Annotated in this window: 18 protein-coding genes; 9 read left to right on the forward strand and 9 right to left on the reverse strand. The window is 70.8% G+C overall.

Features of this window, described 5'->3' with window-relative positions; translation table 11 throughout:
- Position 1 precedes the first annotated feature (1 nt).
- Both ACIBVP_RS06410 and ACIBVP_RS06415 read right to left on the reverse strand, forming a co-directional pair.
- Entirely contained in the window at positions 2–922 is a 921-nt protein-coding gene (locus ACIBVP_RS06410; RefSeq protein WP_396104959.1) for an LD-carboxypeptidase, read from the reverse strand.
- Positions 919–2,838, reverse strand: coding sequence for a S9 family peptidase (locus ACIBVP_RS06415; protein ID WP_396104960.1), 1,920 nt, complete (start codon positions 2,836–2,838; stop codon positions 919–921). The genes ACIBVP_RS06410 and ACIBVP_RS06415 overlap by 4 nt, the downstream gene beginning before the upstream one ends.
- 131 nt (positions 2,839–2,969) lie before the next feature.
- Between ACIBVP_RS06415 and ACIBVP_RS06420 the strand changes: the two genes are divergently transcribed.
- Both ACIBVP_RS06420 and ACIBVP_RS06425 read left to right on the forward strand, forming a co-directional pair.
- A complete protein-coding gene (locus ACIBVP_RS06420; RefSeq protein WP_396104961.1) occupies positions 2,970–3,545 on the forward strand; it encodes a DUF3090 domain-containing protein in 576 nt (191 codons plus the stop codon).
- A 4-nt stretch (positions 3,546–3,549) separates the two neighbouring features.
- On the forward strand, positions 3,550–4,341 hold the full coding sequence (locus tag ACIBVP_RS06425; protein ID WP_396104962.1) for an SCO1664 family protein: 792 nt from the start codon (positions 3,550–3,552) through the stop codon (positions 4,339–4,341).
- Between the two features lies 1 nt (position 4,342).
- Here ACIBVP_RS06425 and ACIBVP_RS06430 read toward each other — a convergent pair whose 3' ends face one another.
- The 3 genes from ACIBVP_RS06430 to ACIBVP_RS06440 form a co-directional block, all read right to left on the reverse strand.
- Entirely contained in the window at positions 4,343–4,633 is a 291-nt protein-coding gene (locus tag ACIBVP_RS06430; protein ID WP_396104963.1) for a hypothetical protein, read from the reverse strand.
- Between the two features lie 398 nt (positions 4,634–5,031).
- A complete protein-coding gene (locus ACIBVP_RS06435) occupies positions 5,032–6,132 on the reverse strand; it encodes a winged helix DNA-binding domain-containing protein (protein WP_396104964.1) in 1,101 nt (366 codons plus the stop codon).
- Between the two features lie 13 nt (positions 6,133–6,145).
- Positions 6,146–7,288 carry an epoxide hydrolase family protein gene (locus ACIBVP_RS06440; RefSeq protein ID WP_396104965.1) on the reverse strand — a complete coding sequence of 381 codons (1,143 nt, stop codon included), beginning with the start codon at positions 7,286–7,288 and terminating at the stop codon, positions 6,146–6,148.
- 63 nt (positions 7,289–7,351) lie between these two features.
- On the opposite strand from ACIBVP_RS06440, the gene ACIBVP_RS06445 reads away from it, so the two are divergent.
- Positions 7,352–8,308: a helix-turn-helix transcriptional regulator gene (locus ACIBVP_RS06445; protein ID WP_396104966.1), complete on the forward strand. Its 957-nt coding sequence runs from the start codon at positions 7,352–7,354 to the stop codon at positions 8,306–8,308.
- On the opposite strand, the gene ACIBVP_RS06450 is transcribed toward ACIBVP_RS06445, so the two are convergent.
- The gene (locus ACIBVP_RS06450) at positions 8,298–8,900 is read right to left on the reverse strand and encodes a TetR/AcrR family transcriptional regulator (RefSeq protein ID WP_396104967.1); all 603 of its coding nucleotides are present in this window, start codon (positions 8,898–8,900) and stop codon (positions 8,298–8,300) included. The two genes, ACIBVP_RS06445 and ACIBVP_RS06450, sit on opposite strands and share 11 nt — an antisense overlap.
- 185 nt (positions 8,901–9,085) lie before the next feature.
- Here ACIBVP_RS06450 and ACIBVP_RS06455 point away from each other — a divergent pair, with 185 nt between their 5' ends.
- The gene (locus ACIBVP_RS06455) at positions 9,086–9,310 is read left to right on the forward strand and encodes a hypothetical protein (RefSeq protein WP_396104968.1); all 225 of its coding nucleotides are present in this window, start codon (positions 9,086–9,088) and stop codon (positions 9,308–9,310) included.
- Positions 9,311–9,322: 12 nt separating this feature from the next.
- Here the strand turns inward: ACIBVP_RS06455 and ACIBVP_RS06460 are convergent, their stop codons facing one another.
- A complete protein-coding gene (locus ACIBVP_RS06460) occupies positions 9,323–10,219 on the reverse strand; it encodes a VOC family protein (RefSeq protein ID WP_396104969.1) in 897 nt (298 codons plus the stop codon).
- Complete coding sequence (locus ACIBVP_RS06465; protein WP_396104970.1) at positions 10,216–10,737, reverse strand: RNA polymerase sigma factor; 522 nt, start codon at positions 10,735–10,737, stop codon at positions 10,216–10,218. The genes ACIBVP_RS06460 and ACIBVP_RS06465 overlap by 4 nt, the downstream gene beginning before the upstream one ends.
- Before the next feature lie 83 nt (positions 10,738–10,820).
- On the opposite strand from ACIBVP_RS06465, the gene ACIBVP_RS06470 reads away from it, so the two are divergent.
- From ACIBVP_RS06470 to ACIBVP_RS06485, 4 genes are all read left to right on the forward strand, one after another.
- Complete coding sequence (locus ACIBVP_RS06470; protein WP_396104971.1) at positions 10,821–11,630, forward strand: DUF3097 domain-containing protein; 810 nt, start codon at positions 10,821–10,823, stop codon at positions 11,628–11,630.
- A 36-nt stretch (positions 11,631–11,666) separates the two neighbouring features.
- Positions 11,667–12,095 (forward strand): NfeD family protein, encoded by a 429-nt coding sequence (locus ACIBVP_RS06475; protein WP_396104972.1) that lies wholly within the window; start codon positions 11,667–11,669, stop codon positions 12,093–12,095.
- Positions 12,096–12,236: 141 nt separating this feature from the next.
- A complete protein-coding gene (locus ACIBVP_RS06480) occupies positions 12,237–13,499 on the forward strand; it encodes an SPFH domain-containing protein (protein WP_396105844.1) in 1,263 nt (420 codons plus the stop codon).
- A gap of 294 nt (positions 13,500–13,793) precedes the next feature.
- Positions 13,794–14,249, forward strand: coding sequence for a protein-tyrosine phosphatase family protein (locus ACIBVP_RS06485; protein WP_396104973.1), 456 nt, complete (start codon positions 13,794–13,796; stop codon positions 14,247–14,249).
- Here ACIBVP_RS06485 and ACIBVP_RS06490 read toward each other — a convergent pair.
- Positions 14,226–15,134, reverse strand: coding sequence for a sucrase ferredoxin (locus tag ACIBVP_RS06490; protein WP_396104974.1), 909 nt, complete (start codon positions 15,132–15,134; stop codon positions 14,226–14,228). The two genes, ACIBVP_RS06485 and ACIBVP_RS06490, sit on opposite strands and share 24 nt — an antisense overlap.
- Before the next feature lie 107 nt (positions 15,135–15,241).
- On the opposite strand from ACIBVP_RS06490, the gene ACIBVP_RS06495 reads away from it, so the two are divergent.
- Complete coding sequence (locus tag ACIBVP_RS06495) at positions 15,242–16,975, forward strand: ABC transporter ATP-binding protein (protein ID WP_396104975.1); 1,734 nt, start codon at positions 15,242–15,244, stop codon at positions 16,973–16,975.
- The last annotated feature ends 88 nt before the right edge of the window (positions 16,976–17,063 follow it).

Below are 17,063 nucleotides of genomic sequence, written 5' to 3' on the forward strand. Positions count from 1 at the left end.
CTCAGAGCAGCGCGGGCTCGTCCAGTGTCAGCGTGCACAGGTCGCCGTCGAGCGTCGCCTGTGCCCCCAGCGGGATCGTGAGCTGGTCGACGCAGTGCCCGAAACCCATCTCCCACACGACCGGAATGCCCAGTCCGACAAGGAGATCGGCTGCCACGGCCCGCACCTCCGCCGGTTCGCCGCAGCCGGTCCACGAGCCCAGCACGATGCCCGTGACGCCGGTGAACCAGCCCGACCGCAGGAGCTGCGCGACCATACGGTCGACCTGGTACGGCTCCTCGTTCACGTCCTCGAGCACCGCGATCGACCCGTCCGGCGGCACGAACTCGCCGGCCGCGCCGACCCCGGACGACAGCAGCGACAGGTTGCCGCCCACGAGCATCCCGGACGCGACACCGTCGCCCAGTGACACCGAGTTCGGGCCGGACAGCGTCCGCACTGACTCCGGCTCGAACAGCGTCTGCCGGAAGTGCTTCTGCCCGCCGATGTCGAACGACACCTCGCTCGCGATCAGCGGGGCGAACAACGTCACCACGTCCAGCCGTGCGCCGATCGCCTGGTGCAGCGCGGTGATGTCGCTGGACCCGGTGAACAGCTTGGGTCCCGCCTCGGCCATCGCGTCCCAGTCGAGCAGGTCGACCATCCGCAGCGACCCGTAGCCGCCGCGCGCGCACACGACCGCGTCGACCGACGGGTCGCACCACGCCGCCTGCAGGTCCGCCGCGCGGTGCACGTCCAGCCCGGCCAGGTACGGCAGCGAAGGGTGCCGGTCGAGCACGTGCTCGCCGACCTCGACGACGAGCCCCCAGCTCTCCAGGATCGACACGCCGCGCGCCAGCAGCGTCTCGTCGACGGGCCCGGACGGCGCGACGAGGCGGACCGTGTCGCCCGCGCGCAGCCTGCCGGGGCGGGTGCGGGTCACGACTTCAGCTCCAGCACCGGCACGCCGGGCGGCGTGAACCCGAACACCTGGCCGTAGAACGACAGTTCGGCCTCGAGCGCCGCGGTCACCGTCGTCGCGCGGCGGAACCCGTGCTGCTCACCTTCGAACGTCAGGTACGCGTGCGGCAGGCCCGTCCCGTCGAGGCTCGCGACGAACCGGTCCGCCTGCTCCGGCGGGCACACCTCGTCCTCGAGTCCCTGCAGCAACAGCACGGGACCGGCGAGCCGGTCGACGTGGTTGCAGGGCGACCGCTCCGCGTAGCGGTCCGCGTGTTCCGGCAGGGTCCCGACCAGTCCCTCGATGTAGCGCGACTCGAAGTCGTGTGTCTCGCCACCGGCCTCGGTCCAGCCGGTGAGGTCGAGGATGGGGAACATGATCGTCGCGCACGCGTACGTGGACACCGACGTCATGGACGCCGCCGCGGTCCAGCCACCCGCGCTGCCGCCGCGTACGGCGAGGCGGGTGCCGTCCACGACGCCCTCGTCGGCGAGGGTGGCGGCGACCGTCGCGCAGTCCTCGACGTCCACCACGCCCCACTGCTCGTTGAGCGACTCCCGGAACGCCCGCCCGTAACCCGACGAGCCGCCGTAGTTCACGGCGGCCACGGCGAACCCGCGGCTGGTGAAGTAGGCGATGTCGCGCTTGAGCACGTCGGTGACCTTGCCGGTCGGCCCGCCGTGGACGTGCACGAGCAACGGCGGCGCCACACCGTCCGGGCCCGCGAAGTCCGGGTTGCGCGGCCGGTACACGTACGCCGGGATCTCCCGACCGTCCTTGCTGGTGAACACGCGGTGCTCGGGGACGGGCAGGTACGCGTCGCCGGGCACGTCGTCCCGCTGCGCGGACACCGTGGTCTGAACGCCGGTCCCGAGGTCGAGCCGCATCACGGCCGACTCCAGCCGGGGGCCGCCCGCCGCCGCCACGACCACCCCGTCGTGGACCGTCAGGTCGGACGACCACGCGGTCAGGTCGGTGTCGACGTCGGTCACGGTGCCGCTGCGTTCGTCGAGCACGGCGAGTCGGTCGGAGCGCAGCACCACGTACCGGCCGTCGCCTAGCGGCGCGAACCAGCGGCAGCCCAGCACCCACAGCGGCCCGCCGATCTCCTCGGCGCAGGGGGCGAGGTTCACCGAGCGGCCGTCGAGGCCGACGCGGAAGAGGTTCCACCAGCCGTCGGGGTCGGTGAGCACGAGCAGCGAGTCGGCCGACTCCCACTCCGCCTGGCACACGCTCTCCCTCGGCCCGCCGGCGAGGACGCGGTGCGGTTGACCGGTTTCCGCGACGCACAGCTCGGCGCCGTCCCACGGCATGTTGGGGTGGTTCCAGCCGATCCACGCCAGGCGACTGCCGTCGGGCGACACGCGGGGGCCGGTCATGAAGTGGTGGCTCGCGGCCAACGACCGCGGGCCGGAGCCGTCCAGCGGCACCTCGACGAGGTCGCGGGTCACGTCGGTCGGCCGGTCCCCGGTGATCGTCTCGCGCACGCACAGTACGGCTGTACCGCCATGGCCGGGGGTGAGGTCGGCGTACCGCAGGCCGTGTCTGCGTTCGGGCTCCGGTGTCAGCGGACGCGGGTCACCTGACCCGTCATAGGCGTAGATCCGCTGGTCGGCCCAATTCGTGAACACCACGGTGTCGCCGAGCACCGTCCACGGGCGCCCGCCGTACTCGTGCACGCGGTTGCGCACGTTCCAGGGTGCGGCGAGCACGTCCACCGGCGTTCCGTCCGGGCCCTCGCGCATCAGCGCGACCCGCCCGTCCTCGGACGGCCTGCTCTCCGCCCACCACACGACGCCGTCGTGCACGTCGACCCATTTGGGCGCGACACCCGCCGCGGCCACCGTCTCCGCCGTGAGCGGCGACTCCCAGCTCCCGAACTGCGCGATCTTCACCACGTCGGAGACACTAACCGGGGGATCGGGTCGGTGGTGGGTCCGGGCGGCTTCGATACGGTTGCGTCAGCCAGCGTGTCGGGGTGGGAACAGACCTGCTCGAACGCGGCGTTTGCCGTAGGGTCGGAGGTGCCATGGCTCGAGTAATTCATGTCTTCCGCCAGCCCGATCGGTTCGTCGCAGGCACCGTCGGTCAACCCGGCGACCGCACGTTCTACCTACAGGCCTCGGAAAGTGCCCGCACAGTGTCCGTCGCGCTGGAAAAGCAGCAGATGGCGGTGCTCGCGGAACGCATCGGCTCGCTCCTGGAGGAGGTCCACCGCAGGTTCGGCGCGGACCTGCCCGTCGAGACGCCGGACGAGCTCGTCGACGCCGACCCGCTCAACGTCCCGGTGGAGGAGGAGTTCCGCGTCGGCACGATGGGCCTCGGGTGGGACTCGGAGACCAGTGCCGTCGTGATCGAACTGCTGGCGATCACCGAGACCGAGGTCGACGAGTCGATCGTGCTCGACGACACCGAGGAGGGCCCGGACGCGGTCCGCGTGTTCCTCACCCCGGCGGAGGCGCGGGCGTTCGCCGAGCGTGCCGACCGGGTCATCAACGCGGGCCGCAAGCCCTGCCCGCTGTGCGGCGAGCCGCTCGACCCGACCGGGCACGTGTGCCCTCGGCAGAACGGCTACCGGCGCACCGAGGACGACGAGGCGGAATAGGGAGTTGCTGCCGTCGGACCCTGGTGTCCTCGAGCTGCTCACGCGAGGACGGATCGAGATCGAGGGTCGCCTGGTCGACGCCTCCAACGCCACGCTCTACTGCGAGATCACCGGTGGGGACGAGGTCGCGCACTGCGTGTACAAGCCGGTCAGCGGCGAGCGCGCGCTCTGGGACTTCCCGGACGGCACGCTCGCCGGCCGTGAGGTGGGTTCCTACCTGGTGTCGCAGGCCGCGGGCCTGTCGGTGATCCCGCCGACCGTGCTGCGCACCGGCCCGTTCGGGCCGGGCATGGTGCAGCTGTGGGTGGACACCAAGGAGGGTGACGACCTCGTCGACGTGTGCGCGCCGGAGGACCTGACGCCGGGGTGGCGCATGGTGTTGCGTGCCCACGACCGTTTCGGTGAGCCCGCCGTGCTCGCGCACGCGGATCACCCGGGCGTACGGCTGATGGCGGCGCTGGATGTCGTGCTGAACAACGCCGACCGCAAGGGCGGCCACGTGCTGCACGGCACGGACGGGCAGGTGTACGGCGTCGACCACGGCATCTGCCTGCACACCGAGCACAAGCTGCGCACCGTGCTGTGGGGCTGGGTCGGTGAGCCGCTGCCGGAGGACGTCGTCGAGATGCTGAAGACGTTGGCGTCCGGTATGGACGGCCTGTCGGCCGAGCTCGCGGAGCACGTGACGAAGGCCGAGGTCAAGGCGTTGCGGGCGCGGCTTTCGGCGTTGTTGTCGGAGGCGGCGTTCCCGACGCCGGGCACCGACTGGCGTGCGATCCCGTGGCCTGCCTTCTAGGTCACTTCGGCGGGCCCATGACCCGGGCCGCGGCCACGATGATGGTCCACAGCGGGCTGCTGGTGGTCTCGTAGTAGACGCGGCGGCTGCCTGCCTCGCGGTGTTCGGTGAGCATGCCCAGGTGCACGAACCGGCGTAGTTCGGTGCCCGCCGCGCTCTGGGGGATCACCTCGTCGGGCGGTTCGGACTGGTAGAAGCGCCGCGCGCCGCGGGCGTGGATCCACAGCGCCACCCGGAGCCGACAGGGGCGGCCGAACAGCAACCGTCCTACTTCACCGACGTCGGTGTCCACTGGCCTCGCCCTTCATATTACCAGCTATTGGCTATATGGTTTTCCGATTCTACCGGCGAAGATCGCGACCGTCCAGCCCCGAACAGAGATCACAAGACGCTGAGGAGGGATGGGGGAGAGGCCCACGGTCAACACCGTCGGTCAGGCCGATCGCGTCCGATGTCCGCGGCCGTGTCCACCACGCCGCATCCGGTAGCCGCGACCCCGAATCGTCCTGGGTTATCCGGCGGCGGCGTCCAGTTTCACCGGCCGCCGCCCTTGCCGAGCTACTCCCCTCCCTGAGTACATACAACTTCTATTAACTATATTGATGTCCAATTTTCAGGCGCCACCATGCGTCGCTCAACGACACGCAACCTCCGTCCAAAGAAGCCAGGGAAGAGAGGGGATCACCATGATCACGAGGACTCGATCCGTACGTCCTTCGACTCCGCCGCGGGCGCGTGGAAGTCGAGAAGCCGCAGACCTTCCTTGGTGAGCGCGGTCTGGTCCTTCTTGGTCGTCCGTGCCCACGGGGTGATCGTCAGTACGGCTGACTTGCGTTGTTTGGTGATGCGCCACGAGCCGCGGAGGAAGCCGTCGACGAGGAATGTGCCCGGGAAGACGCCGTTCTTGACGCCGAAGAGCCGTTTGCGGTGTTCGTCGTTCATGGCGCGGGTGCGGTCCACGTGGGACAGCAGGAGGTTGTCGAACTCGGGTAGGAACCGGACGGGTGCCGGGGTGTCCTCGTCGGGTCGGGGTGCGTCGGGGAGGTCGAGGAGTTCGCGGCCGTCGTCGGTGGTGAGGGTTCGCAGGTCGAGTGTGTCGGTGACCTCGCGGAGCCGGGTGAGGCCGGACCAGGCCTGGAGGTCGGCGACGGAGGCGGGGCCGAACGCGGCGAGGTAGCGCAGTGCCAGCCGTTTCGGGTCGGGTGACTTGTCGAGGTCGCGGTCGAGCCAGTGTTCGGCGGTGTGGTACCTGGTGAGTCCGCTGTGGCCCCAGACCGCGCGCGGTGGGACCTGGACGAGTGGCAGGACGCCGCGGGCGGCGTGGGCGAGTGCGCTGGGTTCGCGGTCGGGCCAGTGTTGTGCGAGTGCGGCGCCGAGTTCTTTGGCGGTGAGTGGCTGTTCGGCGAGTGCTTTGCGGGCCGCCTCGGTGAGTTCGGTGAGGTCGAGGTCGGTGAGGTGGCGGGCGTGCTGGGTGTTGGTGCGCAGGTCGCGGTCCAGCAGGGGCTGGATGAGGGGTCTGAGGAAGCAGGCGTCGGCGGCGCTGACGAGGTGGACGGTGCCGCGCATCAGCACGATACGGACGACTTGTCTGTCGATGAGTGCGTCGGCGAGTGTGCCCGGCTGGAAGTCGGCCAGCCGGGTCCACAGCCCGGTGTAGGGCGGGAAGGGTGCCTGGGCCTGCATGCCGACCAGGTGCTCGACCATCGCGATCGCGGGCATGGTGCTTCTGGCGAGGAGGTGCTGGCGTGCCAGGGTCGCGCGGTTGAGGGCCCGCAGGCTCAGTGTGCCCACCCGTCGTCTCCTTTCAGCGCAGTCCGCGGAAGAACTGTCGCACGTCGGTGATCAGCAGGTCGGGTACTTCGAGGGCGGCGAAGTGCCCGCCGGTGTCGAAGTCGGTCCAGTGGGTGATGGTGTTGGTCTGCTCGGCGTACTTGCGGATGGCGATGTCCTCGGCGAAGACGGCGACGCCGGTGGGTATGTCGGTTTTGTGGGGCCAGTCGCCGGAGTGCGTGTTCTCGTAGTAGATGCGGGCGGCCGAGCCGGCGGTGCCGGTCAGCCAGTACAGCATGACGTTGGTGATGAGGCGGTCGCGGTCGATCACGGTGTCGGGTAGGGCGTGGACTGGGTGGGTCCATTCCTTGAACTTCTCGATGATCCAGGCGAGTTGGCCGACGGGGGAGTCGGTGAGTGCGTAGGCGAGGGTTTGTGGGCGGGTGGCCTGGAGTTGGAAGTAGGCGCTGCCGTCTTCGAGGTAGAGCTTCTGTCGGGCTTGGCGTGCGCGTTCGATGTCGGTGAGTTCGTCCTGGTCGACGTCGCCGAAGGGGATGAAGCCGACGGTGGCGGCGTTGACGTGGAGTCCGATGACGTGGTCGGGGTCGACGCGGCCGAGGTCGGGGGTGACGAGGGCGCCGAAGTCGCCGCCCTGTGCGGCGTAGCGGTGGTAGCCGAGGCGGTGCATGAGTTGGGCCCATGCCTTGGCGATGCGGAGGGTGTGCCAGCCCTGTTCGCGGGTGGGGCCGGAGAGGCCGAAGCCGGGGAGGGAGGGGATGACGAGGTGGAAGGCGTCGGCGGGGTCGCCGCCGTGGGCGGCGGGGTCGGTGAGGGGTGCGATGACGTCGAGGAACTCGACGATGGAGCCGGGCCAGCCGTGGGTGAGGAGGAGGGGGAGGGCGTCGGGTTCGGGGGAGCGGACGTGGATGAAGTGGATGTTCTGGCCGTCGATCTCGGTGGTGAACTGGGGGAGGTCGTTGAGGAGTTTTTCCTGTGCGCGCCAGTCGTATTCGGTACGCCAGTATTGGGTGAGGTTCTTGAGGTAGGTGCGGGGGACGCCGTAGGACCAGTCGACGCCGGGGAGTTCGTCGGGCCAGCGGACGTTGTGGAGGCGCTGGTCGAGGTCGTCGAGGTCGGACTGCGGGATCGCGATGCGGTAGGGCTTGATGTCGTTCACGGTGGGGACGCTACGAGGTGATGGTGACAGGTTCGGTCACCAATTCGTGAGACGATTTCCGGCATGTTGGAGACGTCGGCGCGGCTGTTGAAACTGCTGTCGTTGTTGCAGGCGCGGCGGGACTGGTCGGGTGCGTTGCTGGCGGAGCGGTTGGGTGTGACGTTGCGGACGGTGCGGCGTGATGTGGACCGGCTCCGTGATCTGGGGTATCCGGTGGTGGCGCGGCCGGGGGTGGCGGGTGGTTACCGGTTGGAGGCGGGGACGGCGATGCCGCCGTTGTTGCTGGACGACGACGAGGCGGTGGCGGTCGCGGTGGGGTTGCGGACGGCGGGGACGGTGACCGGGATCGAGGAGACGTCGGTGCGGGCGCTCGCGAAGTTGGAGCAGGTGTTGCCTGCGCGGCTTCGGCATCGGGTGAACGCGGTGGGGCAGGCGACGGTGTCGTTGGCGCATCGGGGGCCGACGGTGGGTTCCGCGTTGCTGACGCGGTTGGCGACGGCGTGCCGGGACCGGGATGTGTTGCGGTTCGAGTACGCGCGGGCGGATGGGGTGTCGGCGCGGCGGACGGTGGAGCCGGTGCGGTTGGCGTGTACGGGGCGGCGGTGGTATCTGCTGTGCTGGGATCGGTCGGCGGCGGAGTGGCGGACGTTTCGGGTCGACCGTATTGGGTCGGATCCGTCGGTGGTGGGGCGGTTTCCGCCGCGGGAGCCGCCGACGGACGATGTGGCGGCGTACATTTCGCGGGCGATCTCGACGGCGCCGTACCGGTATCAGGGGAGGGTGTTGTTGCGGGTGCCGGCGGAGGTGGCGGCGGAGCGGGTGTCGCCTGCGTCGGGGGTGATCGAGGCCCAGGATGCCGATACGTGTGTGTTGCATGTGGGTGGGCCGTCGTTGGACGACTTCCCGGTGTACGTGGCGCAGATCGGGTTCGAGTTCGAGATCCTGGAGCCGCCGGAGTTGGTGGAGCGGGTGCGGGTGCTGGCGGGGTTGTTCGGGCGGGCGGCGGGGTTCAGCAGCTGAACAGGGCGTCGAGGTGGTCGTCGAGTGCCTGTTCGGCGTCGAACGGGGTGTGGTGGCCGACGAGGACGTGGGTGGTGAGGCCGTCGAGCACGGCGAGCAGGTTGCGTGCCTCGCGGGCGGGGTCGCGTTGGAGTGCGACCATGCCGCGGCGCTGGGCGCGGCGGAGGTGGTCGTCGATGAAGGCGTGCAGGTCGGCGTGTGTTTTGCGGAGGCGGGCGGCGAAGTCGGGGGACACGGCGGCCCTGGCGAGGAACATGAGCTGGAAGTGTGCTTCGACTCTGCGTTCGTGGTCGAGTGGCAGCAGTTCGACGAGGACGTGGCGGAGGGTGTCCTTTGGTTCGGGTTCTTCGTCGCCTGCGGGGTTCTCGTGTGTGGTGACGCGGGTGGTGAGCCGGTCGACGAGCAGGTCGTAGGCGTGCGCGAGCAGCTCGTCCTTGCTGGTGAAGTAGTGCTGGACCTGGCCGAGTGACATGCCTGCGGCGGCGGCGACGTGCCGCATGGTGACCGCCTCGATGCCGCCGTGCGCGGACGTTCGCCATGCCGCCTCGGCGATGGTGGTCCGGCGCGAACGGTGGTCGACTTTTTTGGGCATGGCTGTCCAATACGAGGAACGTGGGAGGTGGCCACAGCGGAGGGGCCGGGTGGGCACGCGGAGTGACGTGCCGCTGGCGAGCACGGTACTCGATGCTGGTGAGAGCGCTAGTGTCCGCGTGTTCGCGTGCGGTGAACGGTGGGTGGCGGTCAGCGGGTGAGGGCGCGGAGGTGGCGTCCCGTGCGGTGACCAGGCACGCGCCGGACCTGGCGGTGGTCGACGCACTGGCCGCGGCGGCGTACGCGCGCCAGGACGTCCGGTTCACCTACCGGGACCGTGCGAGCGGGCGCGCTGGAGTCGTGGCTGGCGAGTGTGGTCGCGGCAGTGGGGTGCCGTACCGGGTGGGGTCCGCGCCGGAACTGGTGGCGGAGACTGAAGCGCTGGCCTCGCGGGCGGCGCGCGCCACGTGATCGTCGGTGCCGTCAGTCGACGGGCTGCCACAGTTGGAAGTGCCTGCCCTGGTTGTCGACGCAGTCCGACATCAGGCCCCATGGTTGCCGTGCGGGGTCCTGTGCCTGTCCGCCTGCCCGGCGGACGCGGGTGACCGCGGCCTGGATGTCGTCTATGCGGTAGCACAGCTGCACCTCGGGTGGGGTGTCCCGCGGGGACCACATGTTCAGCGGCGGGTTCGTCGCCTCGGTTCGCCACGAGCCCGGCGTGCGGGACGGTTCGAACGGCACCTGTAGCACCGTCTCGTAGAAGTCCTTCGCCTCGGTCGGGTCGGGGGTCGCCATCGACACGCGCACCGTGTCGCCCTGGCGGGCTCTCGTGGCACGTCCGGGGCGTTGCAGCAGCAGCCACCGGTGCCCGAACGGGTCCACGATCACCGCGGCCCGCCCGTACGGCTCGGTCGCCGGTGGGCGTTCGACGTGTGCGCCGCGCTGTCGTGCCAGTGCGCAGGTTTCGTCGACGTCGTGGACTTCGAGGTGGAGGGTGTGGCTGAACGTCGTGGGGGACTGGGGTGGCGATACGGGTGTGTCGGGGTACAGGTCGGAGGGTTCGGCGAACATCAGCACCGCGTCGCCCAGGGCGACCTCCATGTGGCCGATCGTGTCGTCGGCGTTCACGTGGGGCTCGCCGCGGTGTTCGGCGCCGAGCACGTCGGTGTACCAGGTGAGCGCCGCTCGGGCGTCGGACACGACGATGTAGGGCGTGAGCGACGGGGGCCATGCCGGTTCTCGGCGGGTCAGTTGTACTGCCATGTCTTCTCCCTGGTCGAAGACGGCTCGGGTCAGCCGGTCTCGGAGCCGGGCGGCGAACTCCGGGTCGGGCGCTACCGGGACGACCGGCTCGCGCAGTGCGTCGAACGGATCGGTCACGACTGGCCCTCCTCCCGGTAGCTTCTGCGGAACGCGGCACGGGCACGCACCAGCAACGCCTCCGTCGCGTGGACGGTGCGGCCGAGGTGGTCGGCGACGTCGCGCACGGGCAGCCCGTCCACGTACCGGAGTGTCAGCGCGGCGCGGTGGTGCGGGCCGAGGCCGGCGAGCACCGTGCGGGCGCGGATCGCGTCGACCGTCTCGTCCCACGGGTCGTCGTGGTCGTCGGTGGCGTGTTCGACGAGCCGCAGCCCGCGTTCCTCCCGTTCGCGGCGGCGCCAGTGGTCGGCGAGCTTGTGCCGTGCCACCCCGATCAGCCACGGCACGGTCGGTGCCGCCGCGCCCGGTCTGCGCACGGCGACGACCGCGGCGAGGAACACCTCAGCGGTCAGGTCCTCCGCGAGCGTCCGGTCGCCGCAGCGTGCCAGCAGGTAGCCGTGGACGTGCGGCAACGCCTCGTCGTACCGCGCCAGCAGGTCCAGCGCCGGGTCCGGCACCGGGCCCTCTCGGGTGCCCATGCCTCCATCGTCGTCCGGGACACGCCGTCTCCGACGCCCGTCGTCCCAGGTTTTCGCCGCCGACCTCGATAGGGTGACTCGCCGTGCGATCGCAGAACTACGGCGACATCCTCGGGCGCGGCGGCCGCCGCGGGCAGATCCCGGAGGTGGTCGCCGAACCGGGTCTGGTCGCCGAGGACCCGGCGAGCGGGTTCACCGGCGCCGTCGTCCGGTTCGAGAACGGGCACGTCGTGCTCGAGGACCGGCACGGCCGTCACCGGTTGTTCCCGCTCACCCCGGCCGGGTTCCTCATCGACGGCAAGCCCGTCACGTTGGTCCAGCCCACCCGGAAGAAGGCGCCCGAACGGGTGATCTCGGCGTCGGGGTCGGTGCGGGTGGCCGGGCACAAGGCGCGCACCGCCCGCGACAGCCGCCTGTGGGTCGAGGGCATCCACGATGCGGAGCTGGTCGAGCGGGTGTGGGGGCACGACCTGCGGGTGGAGGGTGTCGTCGTGGAACCGCTGCACGGCATCGACGACCTGGCGGGCCTGGTGTCCGGGTTCGGCACCGCGCCGCACCGCAGGTTGGGTGTGCTCGTCGACCACCTCGTCGCGGGCAGCAAGGAATCCCGCATCGTCGCGTCGCTGCGTGACCCGAACGTGCTGGTCACCGGCCACCCGTACGTGGATGTGTGGCAGGCGGTGAAACCGGCCGCGGTCGGCATCGGGGAGTGGCCGGTGGTGCCGCGTGGCACGCCGTGGAAGGAAGGGATCTGCGCGGCGCTGGGCTGGGGTGACCCCGCCGACGGGTGGCGGCGGGTGCTGGCCGGTGTGCGCAGCTACAAGGACCTGGAGACACCGCTGATCGGTGCGGTGGAGCGGCTCATCGATTTCGTCACCACCGGTGAAGAGTAGTGACCCGGGTGGCCCCGTTCTGAGATCATTGCGGACATGGCCGCATTCTTCTGGCTCATCGGCGGAATCGCGCTGATCGCCGCCGAGATCCTGTCGGGGGATTTCTTCCTCCTGATGGTCGGCGTCGGTGCGCTCGCCGGTGCGGGCACCGAGTGGATTTTCGGGAACACGCTGGTCAGCTGCGCGGTGTTCGCGCTCGTGTCGATCGGGTTGGTCACGTTCGCGCGGCCGTGGCTGAAGCGAAGAATGCACGGCGAGCTCGTGCACACCAACGCCGACGCGCTGATCGGCCGCAAGGCGGTCGCGGTGTCGGAGGTGAACGCGCTGGGCGGGCAGGTCCGGCTCGACGGCGACGTGTGGTCGGCCCGTGCGTTCGACGGCAAGCAGCCGATCGCGCCGGGCTCCGAGGTGACCGTCGTGGAGATCGCCGGCGCGACCGCGGTCGTGATGACGGACGTGGAGTGACCGGCGCAAGGGTGAACGTGATCCAACTTCTGGTTGGACGCGGCCCTGACATGCGCATGTCCGGGTGGCTGATGTGATCTACTTCCACAACACCGCCCAGGAAGCGCCGTCCGGAGTGGAGGCACGTTGACCATTCTCATCATCGTCGCGGTCGTGGTCTTGTTCGTACTCACGGTCGTGGTGAAGTCGATCCTCGTGATCCCGCAGGCCCAGTCCGCGGTGATCGAACGGCTCGGCAGGTTCCGGTCGGTCGCCGAACCCGGCCTGAACTTCCTGGTGCCCTTTCTGGACCGTGTCCGTGCGCGGATCGACCGCCGCGAGCAGGTGGTCTCGTTCCCGCCACAGCCGGTGATCACCCAGGACAACCTGACGGTGTCGATTGACACGGTCGTGTACTTCCAGGTGACCAATCCGCGTGACGCGGTGTACGAGATCTCCGACTACATCGTCGGTGTCGAGCAGCTCACCACGACCACACTGCGCAACGTGGTCGGTGGCATGAGCCTGGAGGAGACGCTGACGTCGCGTGACTCCATCAACGGTCAGCTGCGCGGGGTGCTCGACGAGGCCACCGGCCGGTGGGGCATCCGCGTCGCGCGCGTCGAGCTGAAGGCGATCGACCCGCCACCGTCCATTCAGGACTCGATGGAGAAGCAGATGCGCGCGGACCGCGAGAAGCGCGCGATGATCCTGACCGCGGAAGGTACCCGCGAAGCGGCGATCAAGACCGCGGAAGGCCAGAAGCAGAGCCAGATCCTGTCGGCGGAGGGCGCGAAGCAGGCGGCGATCCTCGCGTCCGAGGGTGAGCGGCAGTCGCGGATCCTGCGGGCGCAGGGTGAGCGGGCCGCGCGGTACCTGCAGGCACAGGGCCAGGCGAAGGCCATCGAGAAGGTGTTCGACGCGATCAAGGCGGGCAAGCCCACGCCGGAGGTGCTGGCCTACCAGTACCTGCAGACGCTGCCGCAGATGGCGCAGGGCGACGCCAACAAGGTGTGGATGCTGCCCAACGACTTCGGCAAGGCCCTCGAAGGGTTCGCGAAGATGCTGGGCGCGCCCGGTGACGACGGTGTGTTCCGGTACGAGCCGCCCGTCTACGAGCCGCCGTCGCGCCGTGACGACGACGAGGAGGAGATCGCGAGCTGGTTCGACACCTCCACCGACCCGAAGGTCGCCGAGGCGGTGCGGGCGGCGGAAGCCGTTGCGCGCCAGGAGGTGCCGAGCCCGCTGACCAAGTCGGCGGCGCCCGCGGCGTTGTCGCGGCCGCCGCTGCCGGTGGGGCCGCCGGAGCCGGATCCCGAGCCGCCGACCGCGGTCGCGCCCGCGTACGAGCCGACGCAGCAGATGCCGCCGGTGCGGCCGACGGAGTCGACGGAACTGTCGGACGAGCCGCCGCGCTATCAGTGACGTGACCGGCGAGGGCCCCGATTCCCGGATGGGAGTCGGGGCCCTTTGTTTTCGGCTGTTGTGGCGGTTTTGGCCTCCGGCCCCTCGAACCACGCTACCGGACACCACCGACAGGAAATCGCGGTCGGGCGGGGAATTGTGGATGGACGGAGCCGTTGTGGACAAACCCGAGCCGCGCCACACGGGATTGTCGGTGCCCTCCGGAACAATGGAACCCGGGGGCCGGAGGCCACCGCTGTTCCGCTGACCGCGAACCCGCACGATCAGCGGCCCACAGTGGTCCATAGTGGGCGCATGCCCCCTCTCGACGACGCGATCCAGCTCCCCGACGGCACATGGGTGCGGGGCCGCGGGCTGCGCAACCCCACACCCGGCGGCCCCGCACCGGAGTTCGGGCTCTACCTCGGCACCCGCAAACTCAGGGCCCGCCACACCTTCGGCTGGGACCACGAGTGGCTCGACTGGCCCGACTTCCTCCTCCCACGCGACACGGGCGCCGCCGTCACCGCCATCCGCGGCGCGCACCGCCGCGGCGTCGACGGGCAGCGGGTCGAGGTCGCGTGTGGCGGCGGGATCGGCCGCACCGGCACCGTCATCGCCGCGCTCGCCGTCCTCACCGGTGTGCCCGCCGCCGACGCCGTCGCCTGGGCACGCACCAACTACCACCCGCGCGCGGTCGAAACCCCGTGGCAGCGGCGGTGGCTCACCACCCGGTTCGCCGCCGCGCTACACGCAGGACGCGATGGCTAGCGTGACCGCGGGCGTCGGCGCCGCGCCGCAGCTCGCCGCCCGGCCCGCCGAGATCTCCCGCTCCACCACCGTCACCCGCCACGTCCTGCCGTCCCGGTGCGCGACGGTCACCACCCAGCCGCCCTCGGCCGGTTCCTCGACGGTCGTCACCGCCAGCGCGTCGACGTCGGTGACACCAGTCGACTCCCGCACCGCCAGCTCCGCGACCTGCCCCGGCGGCGACCAGGTCGAGCGGCCTCGGCAGTCCGCCTGGTCCGGGCCGCCCGCCAGCAACCGCGCACCCGCCGCCACGGTCAGTCGACCGTATGAATACCCGGTCGGCAGAAGCACCGCGGTCGGCGCGAACCGGTGCCCACCGATGTGCGTGCACTCCCAGACCCGGTCACCATGCTCCGCCGCGAGCGCGGCCGCGACCGGCCTGCCCAGCAGCGCGCAGCACACGTCGCGTCGGCCGTTCGTGCACACCAGCAGCAGCGGATCCGATACAGCCGTACCGAGAAGCCCGCGGTCCCCGGCGCCCGCCCGCGCGAAGTCCAGGTCCAGCAGTTGCTTCGGGTCGACGACCGTGGTGTGTTCCAGCCACGTCCGGCCGGGCGCGGTGTGCGCGAGGTACACGTGCCTCGGCGTCGGCCGGTGCCGGTCGGGGTGGCTGCCCGGTCTGCGGATCAACACGATCCGCACGCCCGTGCCCGCCGCCAGCGCCGCCAGTTCGGCCGCGACACCCTCCTCGAGGTGGCTCGCCGACAGGGCGTCCCGGCCCCACGGCCCTGGCTGCTCGATCGCCAGCCACGACCGGGCGAACGCCGCGGTCCCCGCGAGCGGCTCGTCGAGGTGCGCGGCCAGCGCCGCGCACCGGGGCACGGCAGCCGTGCGGTTCGCGTCCATCACCACAAGCCTCCCACGGCCGGTACCGCCGTTGGTGTCGAGCCGCGCGTCTCGTCGAGTGACGCCGGTGCGAAAATGGCTGGCCACGGGCACATAAGGTGGGAATCATGCGCCCGAAGGTTCCCTACGCCGATCCGGGCGTGCCCGACACACGCGGCCCGCTGCGTTTCCTGGTCTGGCTCGTGACGAAGCAGCGGTGGCGGGTGTCGCTCGGCGCGACACTGTCCATCACCTGGATGGTGCTGCTGATGCTGCCGCCCTACCTGATGGCCCGCGCCATCGACGACGGGCTGCGCGCCCGTGACCTCGGCGCCCTCGCGTCCTGGGTCGCCGTGCTCGCCGCGTCCGGGATCGCCAGCGCCGGCCTCGGGGTCCTGCGGCACCGCACGATGACCTTCATCCGCAACGACGCCGCGTACCGCACCGTCCAGGTCGTCATCCGCCACACCGGGCGGGTCGGCGCCGAACTGCCCCGCCGCGTCACCTCCGGTGAGGTGGTGAGCATCGGCGCCGCCGACCTCGACCGCATCGCCCGCACCATGACCTCCACCGGCCCCGGCGTCGGCGCGCTCGTCACCTACAGCACCGTCGCCGTGCTGCTCGTGTCGATCTCCCCGCTGCTCGCGGCCGTCGTGCTCGTCGGCGTGCCGCTGTTCGTGCTGTCCATCGGGCCGCTGCTCAACCGGCTGCGCCACACCGAAGCCGTCTACCGCGAACACCAGGGCTCCCTCACCGCCCGCGCGGGCGACATCGTCGCCGGACTGCGGGTGCTGTGCGGGATCGGCGGCAAGGACCTGTTCGCCACCCGCTACCGGCGCCGCTCCCAGGCGCTGCGCGCCGAGGGGTACCGGGTCGGGGCCGTCGCGAGCTGGATCGAGGGCGTCGCGGTCGGGCTGCCCAGCCTGTTCCTCGCCGCCGTCACCTGGCTCGCCGCGCGCATGACCGCCGCCGGGGAGATCACCGTCGGCGAGATGGTCGCCGTCTACGGGTACGTCGCCGTCCTGTCCACGCCGGTGTACTTCCTCATCGAGGGCGCTCAGGACATCAGCCGCGGCCTGGTCGCCGCCCGCCGCGTCACCACCGTGCTCACCATCCAACCGGCCGTGCGTGACAGGTCATCCGTACCGGCACCGTCCGGGCCCGCGCCGCTGCGCGACCCCGACAGCGGGCTGACCGTGCGCCCAGGGGAACTGCTCGCCGTCGCCGCCGCTGTGCCCGCCGACGGCACCGACCTGGTCGACCGGCTCGGCCGCTATACCGACTCCGCCGTCACCTGGGGCGGTGTCCCGCTGGCGGAGGTCCGGCTCGCCGACGTGCGGTCCCGCATCCTCGTCGCCGACAACGACGCCTACCTGTTCGCGGGCACCCTCCGTGACACCGTCGCCGCGAACGACGGCCACGGCGGCCAGTCCGACGACCGGGCCGTCGCCGACGCCGTCCGCGTCGCGATGGCCGAGGACATCGTCGACGCGCTGCCCGACGGGCTCGGCTCCTACGTGGAGGCCCAGGGCCGGTCCCTGTCCGGCGGGCAGCGCCAACGGCTGCGGCTCGTGCGTGCCCTGCTCGCCGACCCCGAGGTGCTGCTGCTCGTCGAACCGACCTCCGCCGTCGACGCGCACACCGAATCGGTGATCGCCGAACGGCTGCACGCCGCCCGCCGCGGCCATACGACCGTATTGATCGCCACCTCGCCGTTGCTGCTCGACCGCGCCGACCGCGTCGCCTACCTCGTCGACGGGCGCGTCGCGGCCACCGGCACCCACACCGACCTGCTCGCCACCCAACCCGGCTACCGGACGCTCGCGTTCCGGGGGAGTGAGGAGGACCTGGTCCGTGACTGAGCGGAGCTTGCGGAGCGAACAACGTGACTGAGCGGAGCTTGCGGAGCGAACAACGTGACTGAGCGGAGCTTGCGGAGCGAACAACGTG

Source organism: Actinophytocola sp. NPDC049390, assembly GCF_044466355.1.
Taxonomy (GTDB): domain Bacteria; phylum Actinomycetota; class Actinomycetes; order Mycobacteriales; family Pseudonocardiaceae; genus Actinophytocola.

What these genes read in the sequence shown, in the direction of transcription:
- ACIBVP_RS06495 (WP_396104975.1), top strand. Translation starts at nt 15,242, where the DNA reads ATGCGCCCGAAGGTTCCCTACGCCGATCCGGGCGTGCCCGACACACGC.
- ACIBVP_RS06490 (WP_396104974.1), bottom strand. Translation starts at nt 15,134, where the DNA reads ATGGACGCGAACCGCACGGCTGCCGTGCCCCGGTGCGCGGCGCTGGCC.
- ACIBVP_RS06485 (WP_396104973.1), top strand. Translation starts at nt 13,794, where the DNA reads ATGCCCCCTCTCGACGACGCGATCCAGCTCCCCGACGGCACATGGGTG.
- ACIBVP_RS06420 (WP_396104961.1), top strand. Translation starts at nt 2,970, where the DNA reads ATGGCTCGAGTAATTCATGTCTTCCGCCAGCCCGATCGGTTCGTCGCA.
- ACIBVP_RS06465 (WP_396104970.1), bottom strand. Translation starts at nt 10,737, where the DNA reads ATGGGCACCCGAGAGGGCCCGGTGCCGGACCCGGCGCTGGACCTGCTG.
- ACIBVP_RS06445 (WP_396104966.1), top strand. Translation starts at nt 7,352, where the DNA reads ATGTTGGAGACGTCGGCGCGGCTGTTGAAACTGCTGTCGTTGTTGCAG.
- ACIBVP_RS06450 (WP_396104967.1), bottom strand. Translation starts at nt 8,900, where the DNA reads ATGCCCAAAAAAGTCGACCACCGTTCGCGCCGGACCACCATCGCCGAG.
- ACIBVP_RS06475 (WP_396104972.1), top strand. Translation starts at nt 11,667, where the DNA reads ATGGCCGCATTCTTCTGGCTCATCGGCGGAATCGCGCTGATCGCCGCC.